Source organism: Nocardioides campestrisoli (assembly GCF_013624435.2).
Taxonomy (GTDB): domain Bacteria; phylum Actinomycetota; class Actinomycetes; order Propionibacteriales; family Nocardioidaceae; genus Nocardioides; species Nocardioides campestrisoli.
On sequence record NZ_CP061768.1, the window covers coordinates 987,000 to 1,001,788 of the forward strand.

Consider the following 14,789-nt stretch of genomic DNA (forward strand, 5'->3'; position numbering starts at 1 on the left):
AGGATATTGGTGAAGCATGGATGACCCACGCAGCGGCACCGGCCCGAGCTTCACCGTGAAGCGACTGGCCCTCGTCCTTGTCCTGTGCGCCGCGCTGGGCGCCGGGGCTCTCGCCGCTTCCGAGGCGTCCCGGCCCGGAGGACAGCCGGGACGTCAGTCCGACGCCGCGCAGGGATCGCCGTCCGGGGCCGACGAGGCTCGCGACGGCCAGTCGCCCGCAGCCGAGCTGGACGGTGAAGCGGGCACGGCAGCACCCGACGCCCAGTCCGGTGCCGGGTCGGCGCCGGACACCGCGGTCACCGGCAAGGAGCGGGGCCTGCGGTTCCGCCCGTCGGTGACCGGCCACGTCACGAGTCTGGGGTTCTACCGGCTCAAGGGGGACCGCCGCCGCCACGCGGCACGGGTCTGGAGCGGGTCGGGGACCCTCCTCGCCAAGGTCGTGCTGCCCGCCACCGAGACGGTCGGCTGGCAGCAGGTGGTCCTGCCGACGCCGGTGGCGGTGAGCCGCGGCACCACCTACCTCGCCTCGGTCTCCGTCCCCGCCGGAGTGCCGTTCGCCGTCAAGCGCCGCTCGGCACGCGTACCCGGCTACACCACGGTGAGCGGCGCCGTCGGGCCCCGAGGGCGGTTCCCGGCCACCGCGCTCGCCGAGCGCCGGTTCCGGGTGCGCCCCGTGGTCACCGCGGGCTCGATCTCGCGTGGGGGCTTCCCGGGCGCGGGGAACACGGGGGTGCCGGACGGGGTGGCGCTGACGACGTACTCGGGCCCGATGACGGTGAGAGTGGCGGGGACGGTGATCGATGCCAAGCAGGTCACGGGCCGGTTGGTGATCAAGGCGCCGGACGTGGTGGTGAGGCGGAGCAGCGTCGACGGCACGGTGTTCGTGGAGCGGTCGGGGTCGTTGTCGATGTCCGACTCGACCGTGGACGGGGGCACGTCGGAGGACGCGGCGGTGAGTCAGTCGAACTTCTCCTTGCGGCGGGTGGAGGTCGTGGGTGCCCGGGCTTCGGTGGGGTGCGACGGCAACTGTGAGGTGATCGACTCGTGGTTGCACGGGCAGTACATGCCGCCGGGCAGTGACTGGCACGGTGACGGGTTCCTGTCCAACGGTGGCAGTGACATGGTGCTGCGGCACAACACGTTGGCGTGCGACTCCGAGCCGACGGACAACGGCGGCGCCTGCTCGGCGGCCCTGGCGGTGTACGGCGACTTCGCTCCGGTCACGAACCTGACCGTGGAGGGGAACCTCTTCGTGCCGAGCCCGGCGGGCTACTGCATGTACGGGGGCTACGACCCGGGCAAGCCGTTCGGAGGGGAGGCCTCGAACGTCCGGGTGGTCGACAACGTCTTCGCCCGAGGGCCCAACCGCAAGTGCGCGGTCTACGGCGCGGCGACGGCGGTGGCCCGGGGCGGCAGCAACGTGTTCAGCGGCAACACCTGGGACGACGGCAGACCGCTCAGGAGGCCGTAGCGGTCCGGGTGTCCGTTCTCCGGTGCTCGGTGGGCGTGCATGACTCATGGGGGGACGCTTGGGTCGCGGGTCCTGAGAAAGGCGCTCATATTGAAGAGATGCCGCCTTGTCCGTGGCGGTCGCCTGGGCCAAGTCCAGGTCCCCTCTGAGGAAGGCGCACTCCCATGTTCCCCTCATCCGCTCCTGGTGGCGCTCGTGGCCGCGGACTGGGACGACGAGTGTCGCCGTTGTTCGCACTCGCCCTGGCTGCCGGCTTGGCCGTCCCGCTCGTGTCGAGCGCCCCTGCCGCCGCCGTCCCCGCCGCCCCCGCGCGAGCAGCCGCGGCGCCGTTGACCGCCGGCGGCCTCTTCGACGAGTCGCCGGTGCCTCAAGCCACGCTCGACACCGACTCCGCGTCCGTCGAGCTCGGCATGAGGTTCTCCACGAGCGTCGCCGGCAGTGCTCGCGGCGCCCAGATCTACAAGCTGGCCACGAGGGCGTCCCGGACCCCCAGCTCAGCCACGCTGTGGAGTGCCGGCAAAGCCCTGGCCCGGGTGAACATCCCCCAGACCACCCAGACAGGCTGGATCCAGGCGAACTTCTCCGCACCGGTGGCCTTGGAGCCGGGCAGGACGTACACCATCTCCTACCACGCGCCCCGGGGCCGCTATGCCGCGACGCAGGAGGGTTTCCGGACGCCGATCTCGCGCAACGGCCTGACCGCACCGGCCAGCGCAGGTGTCTACAAGTACGCCGACAACACCGCGTTCCCGACGAACACCTACCGCGCGACCAACTACTGGGTCGACGTCGTGTTCGCCGCTTCCGGCGCTACTCCCGGCCCGACCCCCAACCCCGCCCCCGACCCGCCCTCGAACGAGAACTACCCGAACGAGAAGAACACCGGGGTTCCGCAGGACGTGAACCTGAGCGCGTACGAGGGCCCCATGACGGTCAACCAGGCTGACGCGGTGATCGATGCGAGAGAGATCGAAGGTCGGCTGGTGATCAGGGCACCTCGCGTGGTGGTGTCGCGCAGCCGGCTCAAGGGCTCGGTCTACATCGAGCGCTCGGGCTCGTTGACGATGTCCGACTCCACGGTGCGTGGTGGCACCTCGCAGGACTCCGCGGTCAGCCAGTCCGGCTACACGCTGCGTCGGGTCGAGCTCGTGGGGGCTCGTGCCTCGGCGGGTTGTGACGGCGACTGCAAGGTGATCGACTCGTGGTTGCACGACCAGTACATGAGGCCGGGCAGCGACTGGCACGGTGACGGGTTCTTGTCCAACGGTGGCAGCAACATGGTGCTGCGGCACAACACCTTGGCGTGCGACTCCAAGCCCACCGGCAACGGTGGCGCCTGCTCGGCGGCGGTGGCGCTGTACGGCGACTTCGCCCCGATCAGGAACGTGACGGTGGAGGACAACAAGTTCGTGCCCAGCCCGGCCGGCTACTGCATGTACGGCGGCTACGACCCGAACAAGCCCTACGGCAGGAGGGCCGAGAACATCAGCGTGACCGGCAACGTGTTCGTCCGCGGGTCGAGCGGCAAGTGCGGCGTCTACGGCGCTGTGACCGCGGTGGCCACGGGAGGTACCAACGTGTTCAAGGACAACACCTGGGGCGACGGCACCCCTCTGCGGGCGCCCTAGCCGTTCCAGGCGACGGTGTGTGGGCCCGGGCTCTCCCTCATCCGCCTGGGGCTGGTGAGCATCTGCAGCGCAGCCCGGCTGGTCGCACGCCCCAGCGCGGTGCGGCTGGCCTCCCGCGCGACCGTGACGGCCCAGAAGACGGTGCCGGACAGCCACCCGTGCCGGCGACGGTGCAGGCGCACCCGGTTGGCGACCAGCAGTGCCCACAAGCCGGGGGAGGTGGTCGAGTCGCCCTGCAGGTGGGTGGCCCGGGCGTCGGGCACGTACGCCGTCGCGTAGCCCGCGTCCCGGGCCCGCAGCCCGTACTCGGTCTCCTCGGAGTAGAGGAAGAACGACTCGTCCCAGCCTCCGCAGGTCTGCCAGCACCGGGCGGAGATCAGCTGGGTCGATCCCTCCGCCCAGTCGGGGGTGGCCGGGTGGTCGTAGGCCCCGGGGTCGGTGACGAGCTCGCCGAGGCGGCTCCAGCGCCCAGCCCGCCGGGCTCCCATCACGGCGTCCCCGAGCGCTCGCAGCACGGTCGGCTCCCGGCGCATCGAGAGGTGCAGGTGGCCCCCGGAGTCGGCCAGGCGCGGGACCGCGATGCCGGCTCCGGACCGGTCGAGTGCGTCGAGCAGGCGGGCGACGCATCCCGGCTCGAGGCGGACGTCCGGGTTGAGCACGAGGACGGCACGGTGCGGGGGAGCGGCGCCCACCCCGGCATTGAGCCCTGCGGCATAGCCGGCGTTCCGCCCCATCCGCACCACCGTGCATCCCGGCACCAGGTCGAGCGCGCGGGACGCCACGTCGTCGGAGGAGTCGTTGTCGGCGACCACCAGGTGCCACGACAGCCCGGACAACCCGTCGGCGAGCGAGTCGAGGAGCCCGGGCAGCACGTCGGCGGAGTTGTAGGTGACCACGACGACGGCCACGTCGACGGCAGGCGGGCTCATCGGTCGGTGCTCGCGGGCTCGGGAGCGCGGGCAGTGTGCTCGAGACGGTAGAGCGCGCCGGCGAGGCCGAGCAGCACGAAGGTGACGGCGCCGGTCTTGGCGAAGCCCCAGGCGTCGAAGGTGAAGTAGGCGATGAACATGGCCGCGATGGCAGCGGAGAGCGCCAGTCCCAGGTGCCTGTGCTCCTCGCTGTCGGCGTGCCGCTTGGCGTGGCGCGCCAGGTAGTACCCCGTGGCGAAGACGCCCAGGGTGGCGGTCAGTCCCAGGATGCCGAGCTCGATCAGGTTCAAGAGCAGCTGGTTGTCCAGGACGCGGTAGTACTGGGGGATGAAGGTGAACGCGCCCCGGCCCAGGATCGCGTGCTCGGAGTAGAGGGCGAGGGTGGTGCCGTAGTCGTCGGTGCGTGCCGTCACGCTGGGGTCGGTCAGCGACTGGGTGAAGAGGGACCGGATGGTGCCGAGCAGGCCGGGCAGAGCCGATCGCATCAGGACCGCCGCCGGAGGTGCGAGCACCAGCAGCCACAGTCGCCGGTTGGCGGGCCAGCCCACGAAGAGCACCAGCATGGCGGTGCCCAGCGCCACGATGCCGGACCGGGAGACCGCCATCGGGATGGCCAGTGCGATGAGCGCGGCCGGCAGGTACACCGTGAGGACCCGCCGCACGGTGCCCGTGCGGCGTGGATGGAAGGCGCGGTGCAGGGCGAGCGGCAGCACGGTGGTGAGCACCACGCAGAACTCGATGGGGTGGGTGGTGGTGGCCGAGACCCGGTTGAGCACGGACCTGGAGATGGAGACCCCGACGTCGTAGGTGGGGGAGAGACCGGGGACCTGGACGTGACGAGCCAGGTTGTCCCCGGTGAAGTACTGGTAGATCCCGAGGGCGGCCACCACGGCGCAGAGCCCCACCAGCACGTCGATGACGCGATCGAGGTCGGGCCACGACCTGATCCCGTCGATGATGAGCAGTGCGACGCCCACCCAGCTGCCCAGCGCGATCAGGCCCCGCATCGCGCCCAGCACGGACTTGTCGAACAGCTCCGTCTCGGTGACGGGAAGCAGCGTCCACACCTCGTCGAAGTCCTGGCGGATGTCGACGGGACGGGTCCAGCCGTGCGCCAGGCCGTTGACCAGGGCCAGCAGCACGCAGAGCACCAGCACCCCGAGTGCCAGGTGCATGGGGGTGAGCCCTGCGCTGACCTGTCCGCCGAGGCGGGCGCAGACCCACCACAGCAGGAAGGCCAGCCCCAGCAGGTTGGCCGGCGTGCCGGCGGAGCCGACCTCTGCCAGCACCAGCTCGCTGGGGATCAGCAGCAGCAGCGCCAGGTAGAGCACCAGCAGCGACACGGCGGGGAGTGCCGCGCCCCGACGTGCCGGGGTGGGTGCGCGCTCGGCGGGGACGGCCGGCGCGGACGCCACCGCGGTCCCGCTCATCGGTTGCGGCTCGGCCCGGGGCCGCGAGCGCCCGGGTCGCGCTCGGCGAGCTCACGCTCGTCGGGCGCAGGACTCTCCGCGGACGCCAGCTCGGCGAGCTCCGGCTCGCCCGGGACGGGGGCCTCTGCAGAGGTGGGCGTCCCTCGCTCCTCGTCCAGGTCCGGGCCGGCTGGCGTCTCCGCCTTCCGCCGCGACCTGCGACGTGCGAGGCCGTCGACGGTGAAGGCGACGATCAGGGTCAGCACCAGTCCGATCGCGGCGATCAGCAGCAGAGCCTTGCGCTTGGCCCCCGGGACCACCTCGGCGACCGGGTCGACCGCGTTGGTGCGCGAGAAGATCAGCTGGCTCTGCGGGATGCCGGGGATCCGCTGGAGGGAGCCCAGCTCGTCGTCGAACCGGCGCAGCAGCTCGTCGCGGGTCTCCAGCACGTCGTCCCGGTCGGCCCCGGTGACGATCACGTCCAGCGCCGGTCCGCCCGAGGTGCCCAGGGCGATGGAGAAGTCGGACTCGAATCCCTCGTCGACGAGCTCCCGGGCCACGGTCTTGGTGCTCAGGTCGCTGGCGATCAGGCTCGCGGCGAAGATCAGCCCCGCGTTGAGGTTGGTGTACGGGTTCGTCGGGTTGTTGCTGCCGGTCGACGAGGACGGGAGCAGCAGCACGTACTGGGCGCGGGCCTGGTACTCGGTGGGCACGACGGTGATGGCGTAGAAGCCTGCTCCGGCGGTGAGCAGCAGGCCGAGGAGCACCACGATCCAGCGCCGGGCGAGCACTCGGAGCGCATCAAGGAAGTCCATGGGTCCCCCTGTTCGGCGCGCTCAGGGCGACGCTCTCCCACGTGCTGGTCAGGTGGCCGGAAGGGCCTTGTGGTCGCATCGACTCCCCCTAGGGTGGCGGTTATGGTCCGACGGGTTGCGGTCTCAGTGGTCTCGGTGTGGAACGACGCGGCGGTGCTCGGGGCCTGCCTGGACCGCTCGTTGCGCGAGCTGCGGCACACGGCGCCGGACACCGAGCTGGTGGCGGTCGACAACCGCGGGCAGCGCTGCACCACGGCGGGCTCGGCCCTCAACGAGGGAGTCAGAGCAGCGACCCGGGACGTGGTCGCCTTCGTCCAGCAGGACATCTACCTCCACTCCCTGGTCGCCCTGGAGGAAGCGGCAGCCCTGCTGATCGACGACCCGTCGCTGGCGATGGTCGGAGCGGTGGGCATCGACTCCGGCGGCCGGATCCGTGGCCGGATCCGCGACCGGGTGGTGCTGATCGGTGAGGCCTGCCCGAGTCCGGTGCCGGTCGACAGCCTCGACGAGGTGCTCTTCCTGGCGCGCCGCCAGGACCTGCTGGCCGACCCGCTGTCGGAGGACCCTGACCTGGCGTGGCACGCCTACGCGGTCGAGTGGGGACTGCGCGGCGCCGACCGGGGCCGCGCGGTGGCAGCCGTCGACATCCCGCTGACCCACAACTCGCTCTCGACCAACCTGGCCAGGCTCGACGAGGCGCACGCCGCTGTGGCCGCGCTGCACCCGGACCGGCTGCCGCTCCAGACGACGTGCGGCGTGATCACCGCCTCCGGCGGCACCCGGGCGCCGCGCCGAGCGGGTCTGCTCCAGGACCACCGGTGGCGACTGCGCTGGGTCCAGGGGTCGTGGGCGGTCCGCTCCGCCCGCAGGGCCGCCGGCAGCCGCAGCCTGGTGCTGGGAGACCTGCGACGAGACATCGACCGGGTCGCCGCCCACGTGCCGGGCCGGATCCAGATCCACGACGTGGTGCCCGCGGGCCAGCCGTTCCCCGACGTACCGGGCGGGACCCACCTGCCCCGGGCCGGCTACGACGTCCGGTTCACCAGTGGGTCGCTCGCGGAGCGTCCCGGGGTGAGCGGCCCTGACGATGCCTGTCTGCTGACCAACGTCACCCTGGCGGACCTGGCCGAGCTTGGCCCGAGCATCGCGGCGGCCCCGCACGTCATCGGCTACCACGACGACATCGGCTACTGGGTGCTGATCGGCGAGGTGGCTCGACGCCGCGACGAGATCTGGACCGAGCCCCGGTCGCGCCCCGCGCGGCTGCTCGTGTGAGGTCGGCCCGTCATGACGAACGTGGTCTACGCCCTGGGCTACCGCACCTGGGCCGACGGGGTGAAGGTCGGCTACGCCTTCTCTCCCGAGCGGATCGCTGTTCGGCTTCGCGATGACCGCACCCTGGCGCAGGTGGTGCTGGTCGACCCTGTGCGCAGCCACCTCAAGAGGCTGGTGCCCGAGCGCCCCGCGGCGCCGCGCTTCTCCGTCGACCCCACGCGCAGGCATCTGCAGCCGCGACGCTGGCAGCGTGGCGAACCCACCGAGCGTGCCGAGGCGGTCAAGGTCCAGCGGCGCCTCGACGCCCGGCTGCGGGGCCTGGTCGACTCCCGTGACACGGTGCTGGTGACCAGCCACCCGGTCCTGGCCGCGGTGGCCGAGCGGGCGGCCTGGCGCGACGTGGCCTTCTACGCGTGGGACGACTACCGCGGCGTTCCCGGCTCGGCCGGCTTGGTGCAGTGGGCCTACGACCAGATCACCGCCCGTGAGGTCAACGTCGTCGCCGTCACGCCCGCCATCGTGGAGATCGTCGGCGCCCGCCGCAGCACCGTGGTGCCCAACGGCATCGTCGCCGCCGACTTCGAGCCGCCCGGCACCGTGCCCGAGTGGTACGACGCCCTGCCCGGGCCGGTGGCGTTCTACGCCGGCAGCCTCCAGCGCCGCATCGACGTCGCCGCACTGCTCCAGCTCGCCGACGACCTGCCGCCCGAGTGGCGTCTGGTGCTCGTCGGCCCCCTGCAGGAGCCCGAGTGCTTCGCTGCGCTCGCCGAACGGTCGAACGTGCTGATCCGGCCCGCCGAGCCCCGGCGCCAGGTGCTGGCCATGATGGCCGCGGCCACCGTGTGCCTGGTGCCCCACCTGCCCGAGACAGAGGGGATGAGCCCGCTGAAGGTCTACGAGTACCTCGGCGCCGGGGCTCCGGTCGTCGCCACCGACCTGGGTCCCATGCGCGGTCTCTCCTCCCACTGCCGGCTGGTCGCCCCCGGGCAGCGGCTGGCCCCCGAGGTCCTGGCCGCGGCCGGACAGCCACGGGCCACCAGGTCCGAGGTGCTGGCCTTCCGGAACGAGCACGACTGGGATCATCGGTACCTCGCCTGGCGCGCGGCCGTCGTCGGCGCCTGAGCCGACGAGCCGGCCGCGTGGTCGAGGACGGAGCGCAGCCGGCCCGCGAACGAGGCAGCGGAGAAGTGCTGCTCGGCGCGAGCCCGGGCCGTCGCTCCCAGGTCCTCCCGCAGGTCCGCGTCCAGCACCAGTCGCCGTACGGCGGCCGCGAAGGCGGGCACGTCCCCGGCGGGCACCACGATGCCGCCGTCACCCACCTGCTCGCGCACGCTGCCGACGTCGAAGGCGACCACGGGCTTGCCCAGCAGCATCGACTCCAGGACCACCAGCGGGAACGGGTCGTCGCGCGAGGGCAGGGTCGCCACGTCGAAGCGCGCCATCTCCGGGTAGGGGTTGGACCGAGGACCGGTGAACGCCACCCCCGACCGCGGGACCGCCAGGTCGGGATCGCCGAGCTCACCCACCCAGACGAAGCGAGTGCTCCGGGTCTCTTCCGCAGCGTGCAGCGTGGCGGCGACCTCGAGCCACAGGTCGGTGCCCTTGCGCAGCCCCACGCTCCCGGTAGCGCCGACCACCGGTCCTGCCGCCCGCCCGGAGGTTGCGTCCGGCACCTCCGTGTCCGCCGTGTTCCCCGGCATGCCCGAGGACAACGCCCGGACCCGGTCGCCGTCGGGGACCGAGGGCAGCAGCAGCACCTCGTGGTCGCCTCGCCCGGTGCGGGCCATCAGGTCGTGCTGAACCGAGACGGAGCACGCGACCAGCCGCACCGCGCTCAGGTCCATGACCCGGGCCTGGTCCAGGAACAGGTCGGTGTTCGCGTCCGACTCGTGCACGTGCAGCAGGGCGGGGATGCGAAGCCACCGAGCCGGGTGCAGGTAGATCGCCGACGCGGTGGTGTTGAGGTAGACCAGGTCCGGTCGGTGCCGGGCCAGGGTGGCGGTGGCCGCGGCCACGTCGACCAGCCACGCGACCAGGCGCAGGGAGCGCACCAGCCACAGTCGCCGGCGTACTCCCAGCAGGAGCTCGAGCCGGGTGGGTGCCACCGCCTCGAAGTCGGCCAGCAGCGGTCCGCGCCGCCGCGAGACCACCCTGACCCGGTCGCCGTCGGCGACCAGGCAGCGGGCGACCAGCAGGGCGACCATCGGCGCACCGGTCCGCGACGCGTCATGGGTCACCAGGACCACCCGACGCGGCGCCGACCCGGTCATGGCGTCACCGGTGCGCGCCCGGACCGGCGGAGCCGGATGCCGGCCTCGTCGAGGAGCTGGCGCCCCATCAGTGCCGAGTAGGTCACCAGACCGGCCAGCGCGCCGGCCGTGAGTGCCAGCGCAGGCGTCGAGAACGCCTGGCTCGCCAGCCACCCGGCGCCCCCCGCGGCGGCGCTGGCCACGGTGGGGCGGACGAGCGCGCCGGCCAGGCCGGAGGCGGAGACCCCCAGGCCGTGCAGCGCCCACAGGTACATCGGGACCGAGACCACGGTGACCACGACGACCTGGGCGAGAGCCGCGCCCAGGATGCCGCCGACCCTGACCCCGACGATCAGCGCGGGGACCAGCGTCACCAGCCAGGCGAGCTGCACCACGAACACGGCGCGTGAGTTGCCGTGGGCCAGGAGGAAGGAGGCGAACAGGTCGAACGCCACGCGCACGGCCCCGAAGATCCCCAGGGCGGCCAGCGCCGGCCAGGCGCTTGACCAGCGGTCGCCGTACAGGGTGCGGATCACGGGTTCGGCGAGGACCGCGAGGGCGACTCCGGCCGGGGCGGCGATGGACCAGGTCAGACGCAGGCTGCGCCGCAGCACCGCGGACTGGTCCTGGTCGGTGGTGCGGCTGAACGCGGGCAGGGCCACTGCTCGGACAGCCTGCCCGAGCACCGTCATCGGCCAGCTGGAGACGTTGAAGGCGAGCGCGTAGTAGCCGAGCATGGTGAGCCCGGCAGCGTGGGCGATCACCGGGGTGGGAATGCCCAGAGTGGTCCAGGAGAGCACGTTGGCCCCCGCGATGGGGATCCCGAAGCGGGCCGCGTCGGTGGCCAGGTCAGCGTCCCACCCGAAGCGCGGGCGCCGGCGGGCCGCCACGAACAGCAGCAGCGTCGCCACCCCCTGCCCGACGAGGCGACCGTATGCCAGTCCCAGCGCACCCAGGTCGAGCTGCACGATCAGCAGGATCGAGACCGTGGTGCCACAGACGAAGTCGGCGGCGGTCACCGCCAGCAGCTGACCCTGCCGGAAGTGGCGCTGGAGGAGGGCGAACGGCACCACGCCGAGCCCCCCGAGGGCGATGGTGAGACCCAGCACCGCGATGGTGCCGGCCGCCTCGGGGCTGCCCATGCCCGCCGCGATCACCGGCGAGGCGAGCACCACCGCCGCGGCCAGTCCGGCGCCGCTGAGCGCCCCCAGCGTGGCGATCGTCGGTGCGGTCGCCTCGAAGCGAGGGGTCCGGATCAGCTGGGTGCCGAGGCCCAGGTCGCTCAGGCTCATCACCAGGGTCTGCACGGTCAGCGCGACCGCGAAGGTGCCGAACTCCGACGGGGTGAGCAGGCGCGCCAGCACGATGCCGACGATCAGCGAGCCCGCCCGGAGCAGCAGGCTGTTCAGGGCGCTCCAGGTGAGCCCGGACTTGACCGCCCGGTCGAGGGGAGCCTCCACGGCACTCACGTGCCCCACCGGTGCCGGCGCTGCCACCGCAACGCCCAGCGGGCCTCGAAGAGCCGACGGGAGGCCGAGGAGTGCCAGGCCGGTGCACCGGTGCGGCGCCGGGCCGCCACCGCTCGGCCCACCCGGGTGGCGGCGGTGGCCTCGGGCCACTGCTCCCGGGCGAACTCGACCAGTCCTGCCACCAGGGCCTCGACCTGTTCCGGCTCGAGCGGAGCGGGGGAGTCGAGCTCGTTCAGCGCGTAGCGCAGCGCCTCGCGGGCGAAGGTACGCCGCGACGCGTCCCGCATCCCGGCCGCCCCGGGCAGTGCGGATCCGGGCCCTTCGGTGCCCAGGAAGTGTTCGAGCAGCACCGACCGCTCGCGCATGTCGGTGAGCACTCCGGCGTAGTCCGTGCTGTGCATGTTGGCGCCGTGGTCGCGGTAGTAGGCCTGCGTGCCGTTGACCCGTCCGACGTCTCCCACGGTGGCCGCCTGGAGCCAGAGCAGCATGTCGGCGGTGTGCGGGAACCGGGCGTCGTAGCCGCCGAAACGCTCGATCACCTCGCGCCGCACGATCGCCTCGGGATTGGTGATCAGGTTGCCGGTGGTGCGGCACGAGCGGCCCACCCAGTCCGAGCCTCGCCAGGTGGACCAGGAACGCGCGTGCCGGGGCTGCGGCAGCGGTGCGTCCGCGAAGGTGAGCACCTGGCCGTAGACGAGGCTGACCCGAGGATGCGCCTCGAAGACGGCCGCGGCCCGGCCCAGCGCGCCCGGGGCCAGCTGGTCGTCGGCGGAGAGCAGCACGACGTAGTCGCCGGTGACCTCGGCGAGCCCGGTGTTGTAGGTGGCGATGTGGCGCTTGTTGACCGGGTTGCGGATCAGGCGGACCTGCGGGTGCTGGCCGGCGAGCCGCTCGGCCACCGTGGCGCTGTCGTCGGTCGAGCAGTCGTCGACCACGATCACCTCGAGCTCAACCCCGGGCTGGGCGAGGACGCTGTGCACGGCCTCCGGCAGGTAGTGGCCGTAGTTGTAGCAGGGGATCACCACCGAGACGAGAGGACGCTCGGTGCCCACGCGCGGCCGGTGCAGCCTCACCGCGTCCCCGCGGGATCTCGATCGAGCTCGGCAGCGGTCTCTGCGCTGATCATAAAATCCGCCCTCTGACTCTGCGCGAGGCCGGGAGTGCCGACCGGGTGGGCCCCCCGGACCACCTCTTCATCGTGCGTGCGTCCTGAGGTCGTGTCATAGCCCGTCTTCGGTATATCGGGGCCTCACGACGGCGCTGCAGGGCGCACCACCGTGGGGGACCAGGCCTCCTCGATGAAGAGATCGGGCTCGGCGCCGGAACGCACCGGGAGCGACCAGACGTCGCTCACGCCGGGCTGGCCGGCGCGCGGCAAGCCGTAGAGCAACGTGTCGTCGTCGAGCCACGCCACCTGGTCGTCCACCCCGCGTGGGCCGTCCCCGAGGTCGGTACGGCGACCGGTGTCGAGGTCGAGCACCGCCAGGCTCCACTCCCGACCGTCCCCCGGCTCGACGTCGACCTTGAAGGCGAGTCGGGTGCCGTCGGGGGAGAGCGACGGGCACTCGCCGTCCTCGCCCACCGAGGTGAGCGTCCGGTCCTCCAGGTCGCCCTCGACGAGCCAGGTCCGGCCGCCGGTGCTCACGGTGGCGTAGAAGCGCCGGTCGTCGCGGAACGTCACGCCCCACACGTTGCGGTCCACCGGCTCGACTCGCTTCTCGTCGAGCACCAGGGCGAACTCCTCCAGGTTGCCCCAGCTCTGCCCGCCGCCGGTCTCCCGGACCTCCGTGGCGGTGGAGAAGCCGACGCTCATGTAGGAGTGGCCGGTGACGAACGACGTGGTCGCCACCCGCGTCCCGTCGGGGGAGACCCGGGTGCGGCTGGGTACCCCGGGGAGGGGGTAGGTGCGCTCGACCTGCCAGTCGGGGCCCAGCTCCTGGGCCTCGAACCGGGTGACCACGCCGGCGTGCGCCACCAAGCAGGAGGCGCCGGAGTCGCCCGCCGCCACCCGGTCGCACGGCACGTCGGTGAAGGACCGCGGTCCCGTGGGGTCGCCGAGCGCCACCATCGCCACCAGGCCGTAGCGGTTGTCCAGGCCGGTGTGCCGGAACACCACGCGGGGGCCGCTGATCGGCTGGGCCTGGGGCATCTGCGACACCTGCGGGTCCCGATCCCGGGCCGCCCGGACGCTGCGGTACTGGTCGAGGGCGTACCACGCGGTCACCGTCGCGATGCCCGAGACGAGGACCAGGAACACGCTCACCCGCATCCGGGTGCTCATGCGACCACGCGGTCGAGACCGAGCCGGCCCAGCTGGGTGGCGGCGACGAGCACGGCCGCCAGCAGCAGCCCGGCGACCAGGAGAAGCGCGGCGCTGGGCCCCAGGGCGAACCAGAGGACGCCGAAGCCGAACGAGGAGGCCATCCGGGACAGGGCCACCACGGTCTGGGCGGCCGCGATGCCGCTGGTGCGTGCCCGGACCGGGACCAGCCGTCCGGCCAGCGCAGCGATGACGCCGTCGGTAGCGGCGTAGAACGCCCCCAGCAGCGCCACGGTGCCGAGGGTGGCGACCCAGGTGGAGTTCGGCACACTGGCGCACACGTACGCCGCCGCCAGCACCAGGTGGCCGGCCACGAGAACCCGGGCGCGACCGACCCGGTCCGCGAGCCGGCCCACCGGCACCGCCAGCACCAGGTAGGCGATGTTGGTCCCCACGAAGAGCATCGGGAACCAGGTCGCCGCGAAGCCGCCCCGGTCCAGCAGCGCGAGGTAGACGAATCCGTCCCCGACCGTGAGCAGCGCAAGTCCGCCGGCCAGCAGCAGCAGCGGCCGCAGTCGGGGGTTCCCCAGGTCGGACCAGCGGAACGGATCGGGCGCCGCCCCGTCCTCGGGCCGGGGCTGCGCTCGCTGGTCGGGGGCCAGCAGCCCGAGCAGCGCCACCCCCACGACCGCGAAGGCCAAGGAGACCGCCAGCACCACGGAGAACCCGTCGGGGATCAGCACCAGGATGCCGAAGGCGATCAGCGGGCCGAGCGCAGCCCCGATCGTGTCCAGCATCCGGTGCACGCCGAAAGCGCGTCCCAGGTGCTCGGTGGGCGTGGCCGAGGAGATCATCGAGTCCCGGGGGGCGGTGCGGATGCCCTTGCCGATGCGGTCCGCGGCGACCACCGCCGAGATGCTGGCGGCGCCGGAGGCGAACAGCAGGAAGACCCTCGCCACCGCAGAGAGCCCGTAGCCGGCGAACGCGACCCACTTGGGGCGGTCGGTGCGGTCGGCGAACCAGCCGCTAGCCAGGCGGACCAGAGCACTGACGCCTTGGTAGAGACCGTCGATGAGGCCGTAGGCCACCGCCGAGAGCCCGACCACCGCGGTCAGGTAGAGCGGCAGGATCGCGGCGACCGACTCAGAGGAGATGTCGGTCAGCAGGCTGACCATGCCCAGGGTCACCACCACCCGTCCGGCCCGCCGAGGCGGCGACACCTCCGAGCCGTGCTGGGCAGGCTGTGCGGACGACGGGCGGTCGCGCAGCGAGAGGTACACCAGT

General features: G+C 72.6%; 12 protein-coding genes. 4 read left to right on the forward strand and 8 right to left on the reverse strand.

Annotated features, from left to right (window positions below):
• Window positions 1–16: 16 nt before the first annotated feature.
• Together H8838_RS04725 and H8838_RS04730 are read left to right on the forward strand one after the other, a co-directional pair.
• Window positions 17–1,471: a DUF4082 domain-containing protein gene (locus tag H8838_RS04725; protein WP_185996049.1), complete on the forward strand. Its 1,455-nt coding sequence runs from the start codon at window positions 17–19 to the stop codon at window positions 1,469–1,471.
• A gap of 227 nt (window positions 1,472–1,698) precedes the next feature.
• Window positions 1,699–3,099, forward strand: a complete 1,401-nt coding sequence (locus H8838_RS04730) for a DUF4082 domain-containing protein (protein ID WP_185996050.1) — start codon at window positions 1,699–1,701, stop codon at window positions 3,097–3,099.
• On the opposite strand, the gene H8838_RS04735 is transcribed toward H8838_RS04730, so the two are convergent.
• Genes H8838_RS04735 through H8838_RS04745 form a run of 3 tightly spaced genes read right to left on the reverse strand, consistent with a single transcriptional unit; the run spans window position 3,096 to window position 6,252 of the window.
• Complete coding sequence (locus H8838_RS04735) at window positions 3,096–4,028, reverse strand: glycosyltransferase family 2 protein (RefSeq protein ID WP_185996051.1); 933 nt, start codon at window positions 4,026–4,028, stop codon at window positions 3,096–3,098. The genes H8838_RS04730 and H8838_RS04735 overlap by 4 nt on opposite strands.
• Window positions 4,025–5,458: an O-antigen ligase family protein gene (locus tag H8838_RS04740; RefSeq protein WP_185996052.1), complete on the reverse strand. Its 1,434-nt coding sequence runs from the start codon at window positions 5,456–5,458 to the stop codon at window positions 4,025–4,027. Before H8838_RS04740 ends, H8838_RS04735 begins: the two co-directional genes overlap by 4 nt.
• Window positions 5,455–6,252, reverse strand: a complete 798-nt coding sequence (locus H8838_RS04745) for a hypothetical protein (protein WP_185996053.1) — start codon at window positions 6,250–6,252, stop codon at window positions 5,455–5,457. The genes H8838_RS04740 and H8838_RS04745 overlap by 4 nt, the downstream gene beginning before the upstream one ends.
• A 102-nt stretch (window positions 6,253–6,354) precedes the next feature.
• Here H8838_RS04745 and H8838_RS04750 point away from each other — a divergent pair, with 102 nt between their 5' ends.
• Both H8838_RS04750 and H8838_RS04755 read left to right on the forward strand, forming a co-directional pair.
• On the forward strand, window positions 6,355–7,527 hold the full coding sequence (locus H8838_RS04750) for a glycosyltransferase family A protein (protein WP_181311582.1): 1,173 nt from the start codon (window positions 6,355–6,357) through the stop codon (window positions 7,525–7,527).
• Window positions 7,528–7,539: 12 nt separating this feature from the next.
• Window positions 7,540–8,649 (forward strand): glycosyltransferase, encoded by a 1,110-nt coding sequence (locus H8838_RS04755; RefSeq protein ID WP_185996054.1) that lies wholly within the window; start codon window positions 7,540–7,542, stop codon window positions 8,647–8,649.
• Here H8838_RS04755 and H8838_RS04760 read toward each other — a convergent pair.
• The 5 genes from H8838_RS04760 to H8838_RS04780 all read right to left on the reverse strand — a co-directional run bounded on the left by H8838_RS04760 (window position 8,607) and on the right by H8838_RS04780 (window position 14,785).
• The gene (locus H8838_RS04760; RefSeq protein WP_191465648.1) at window positions 8,607–9,797 is read right to left on the reverse strand and encodes a glycosyltransferase family 4 protein; all 1,191 of its coding nucleotides are present in this window, start codon (window positions 9,795–9,797) and stop codon (window positions 8,607–8,609) included. The two genes, H8838_RS04755 and H8838_RS04760, sit on opposite strands and share 43 nt — an antisense overlap.
• Window positions 9,794–11,236: an oligosaccharide flippase family protein gene (locus tag H8838_RS04765; RefSeq protein WP_181311579.1), complete on the reverse strand. Its 1,443-nt coding sequence runs from the start codon at window positions 11,234–11,236 to the stop codon at window positions 9,794–9,796. Before H8838_RS04765 ends, H8838_RS04760 begins: the two co-directional genes overlap by 4 nt.
• Before the next feature lie 5 nt (window positions 11,237–11,241).
• Window positions 11,242–12,297, reverse strand: coding sequence for a glycosyltransferase family 2 protein (locus tag H8838_RS04770; RefSeq protein ID WP_181311578.1), 1,056 nt, complete (start codon window positions 12,295–12,297; stop codon window positions 11,242–11,244).
• Between the two features lie 197 nt (window positions 12,298–12,494).
• Entirely contained in the window at window positions 12,495–13,526 is a 1,032-nt protein-coding gene (locus tag H8838_RS04775) for a TolB-like translocation protein (protein WP_185996056.1), read from the reverse strand.
• Window positions 13,523–14,785 carry an MFS transporter gene (locus tag H8838_RS04780; protein WP_185996057.1) on the reverse strand — a complete coding sequence of 421 codons (1,263 nt, stop codon included), beginning with the start codon at window positions 14,783–14,785 and terminating at the stop codon, window positions 13,523–13,525. Before H8838_RS04780 ends, H8838_RS04775 begins: the two co-directional genes overlap by 4 nt.
• Window positions 14,786–14,789 lie beyond the last annotated feature (4 nt).

Excerpts from the sequence above, each read along its gene's own strand:
- H8838_RS04725 (WP_185996049.1), top strand. The coding sequence starts at position 17 with ATGGATGACCCACGCAGCGGCACCGGCCCGAGCTTCACCGTGAAGCGA.
- H8838_RS04735 (WP_185996051.1), bottom strand. The coding sequence starts at position 4,028 with ATGAGCCCGCCTGCCGTCGACGTGGCCGTCGTCGTGGTCACCTACAAC.
- H8838_RS04740 (WP_185996052.1), bottom strand. The coding sequence starts at position 5,458 with ATGAGCGGGACCGCGGTGGCGTCCGCGCCGGCCGTCCCCGCCGAGCGC.
- H8838_RS04745 (WP_185996053.1), bottom strand. The coding sequence starts at position 6,252 with ATGGACTTCCTTGATGCGCTCCGAGTGCTCGCCCGGCGCTGGATCGTG.
- H8838_RS04750 (WP_181311582.1), top strand. The coding sequence starts at position 6,355 with ATGGTCCGACGGGTTGCGGTCTCAGTGGTCTCGGTGTGGAACGACGCG.
- H8838_RS04755 (WP_185996054.1), top strand. The coding sequence starts at position 7,540 with ATGACGAACGTGGTCTACGCCCTGGGCTACCGCACCTGGGCCGACGGG.
- H8838_RS04760 (WP_191465648.1), bottom strand. The coding sequence starts at position 9,797 with ATGACCGGGTCGGCGCCGCGTCGGGTGGTCCTGGTGACCCATGACGCG.
- H8838_RS04775 (WP_185996056.1), bottom strand. The coding sequence starts at position 13,526 with ATGAGCACCCGGATGCGGGTGAGCGTGTTCCTGGTCCTCGTCTCGGGC.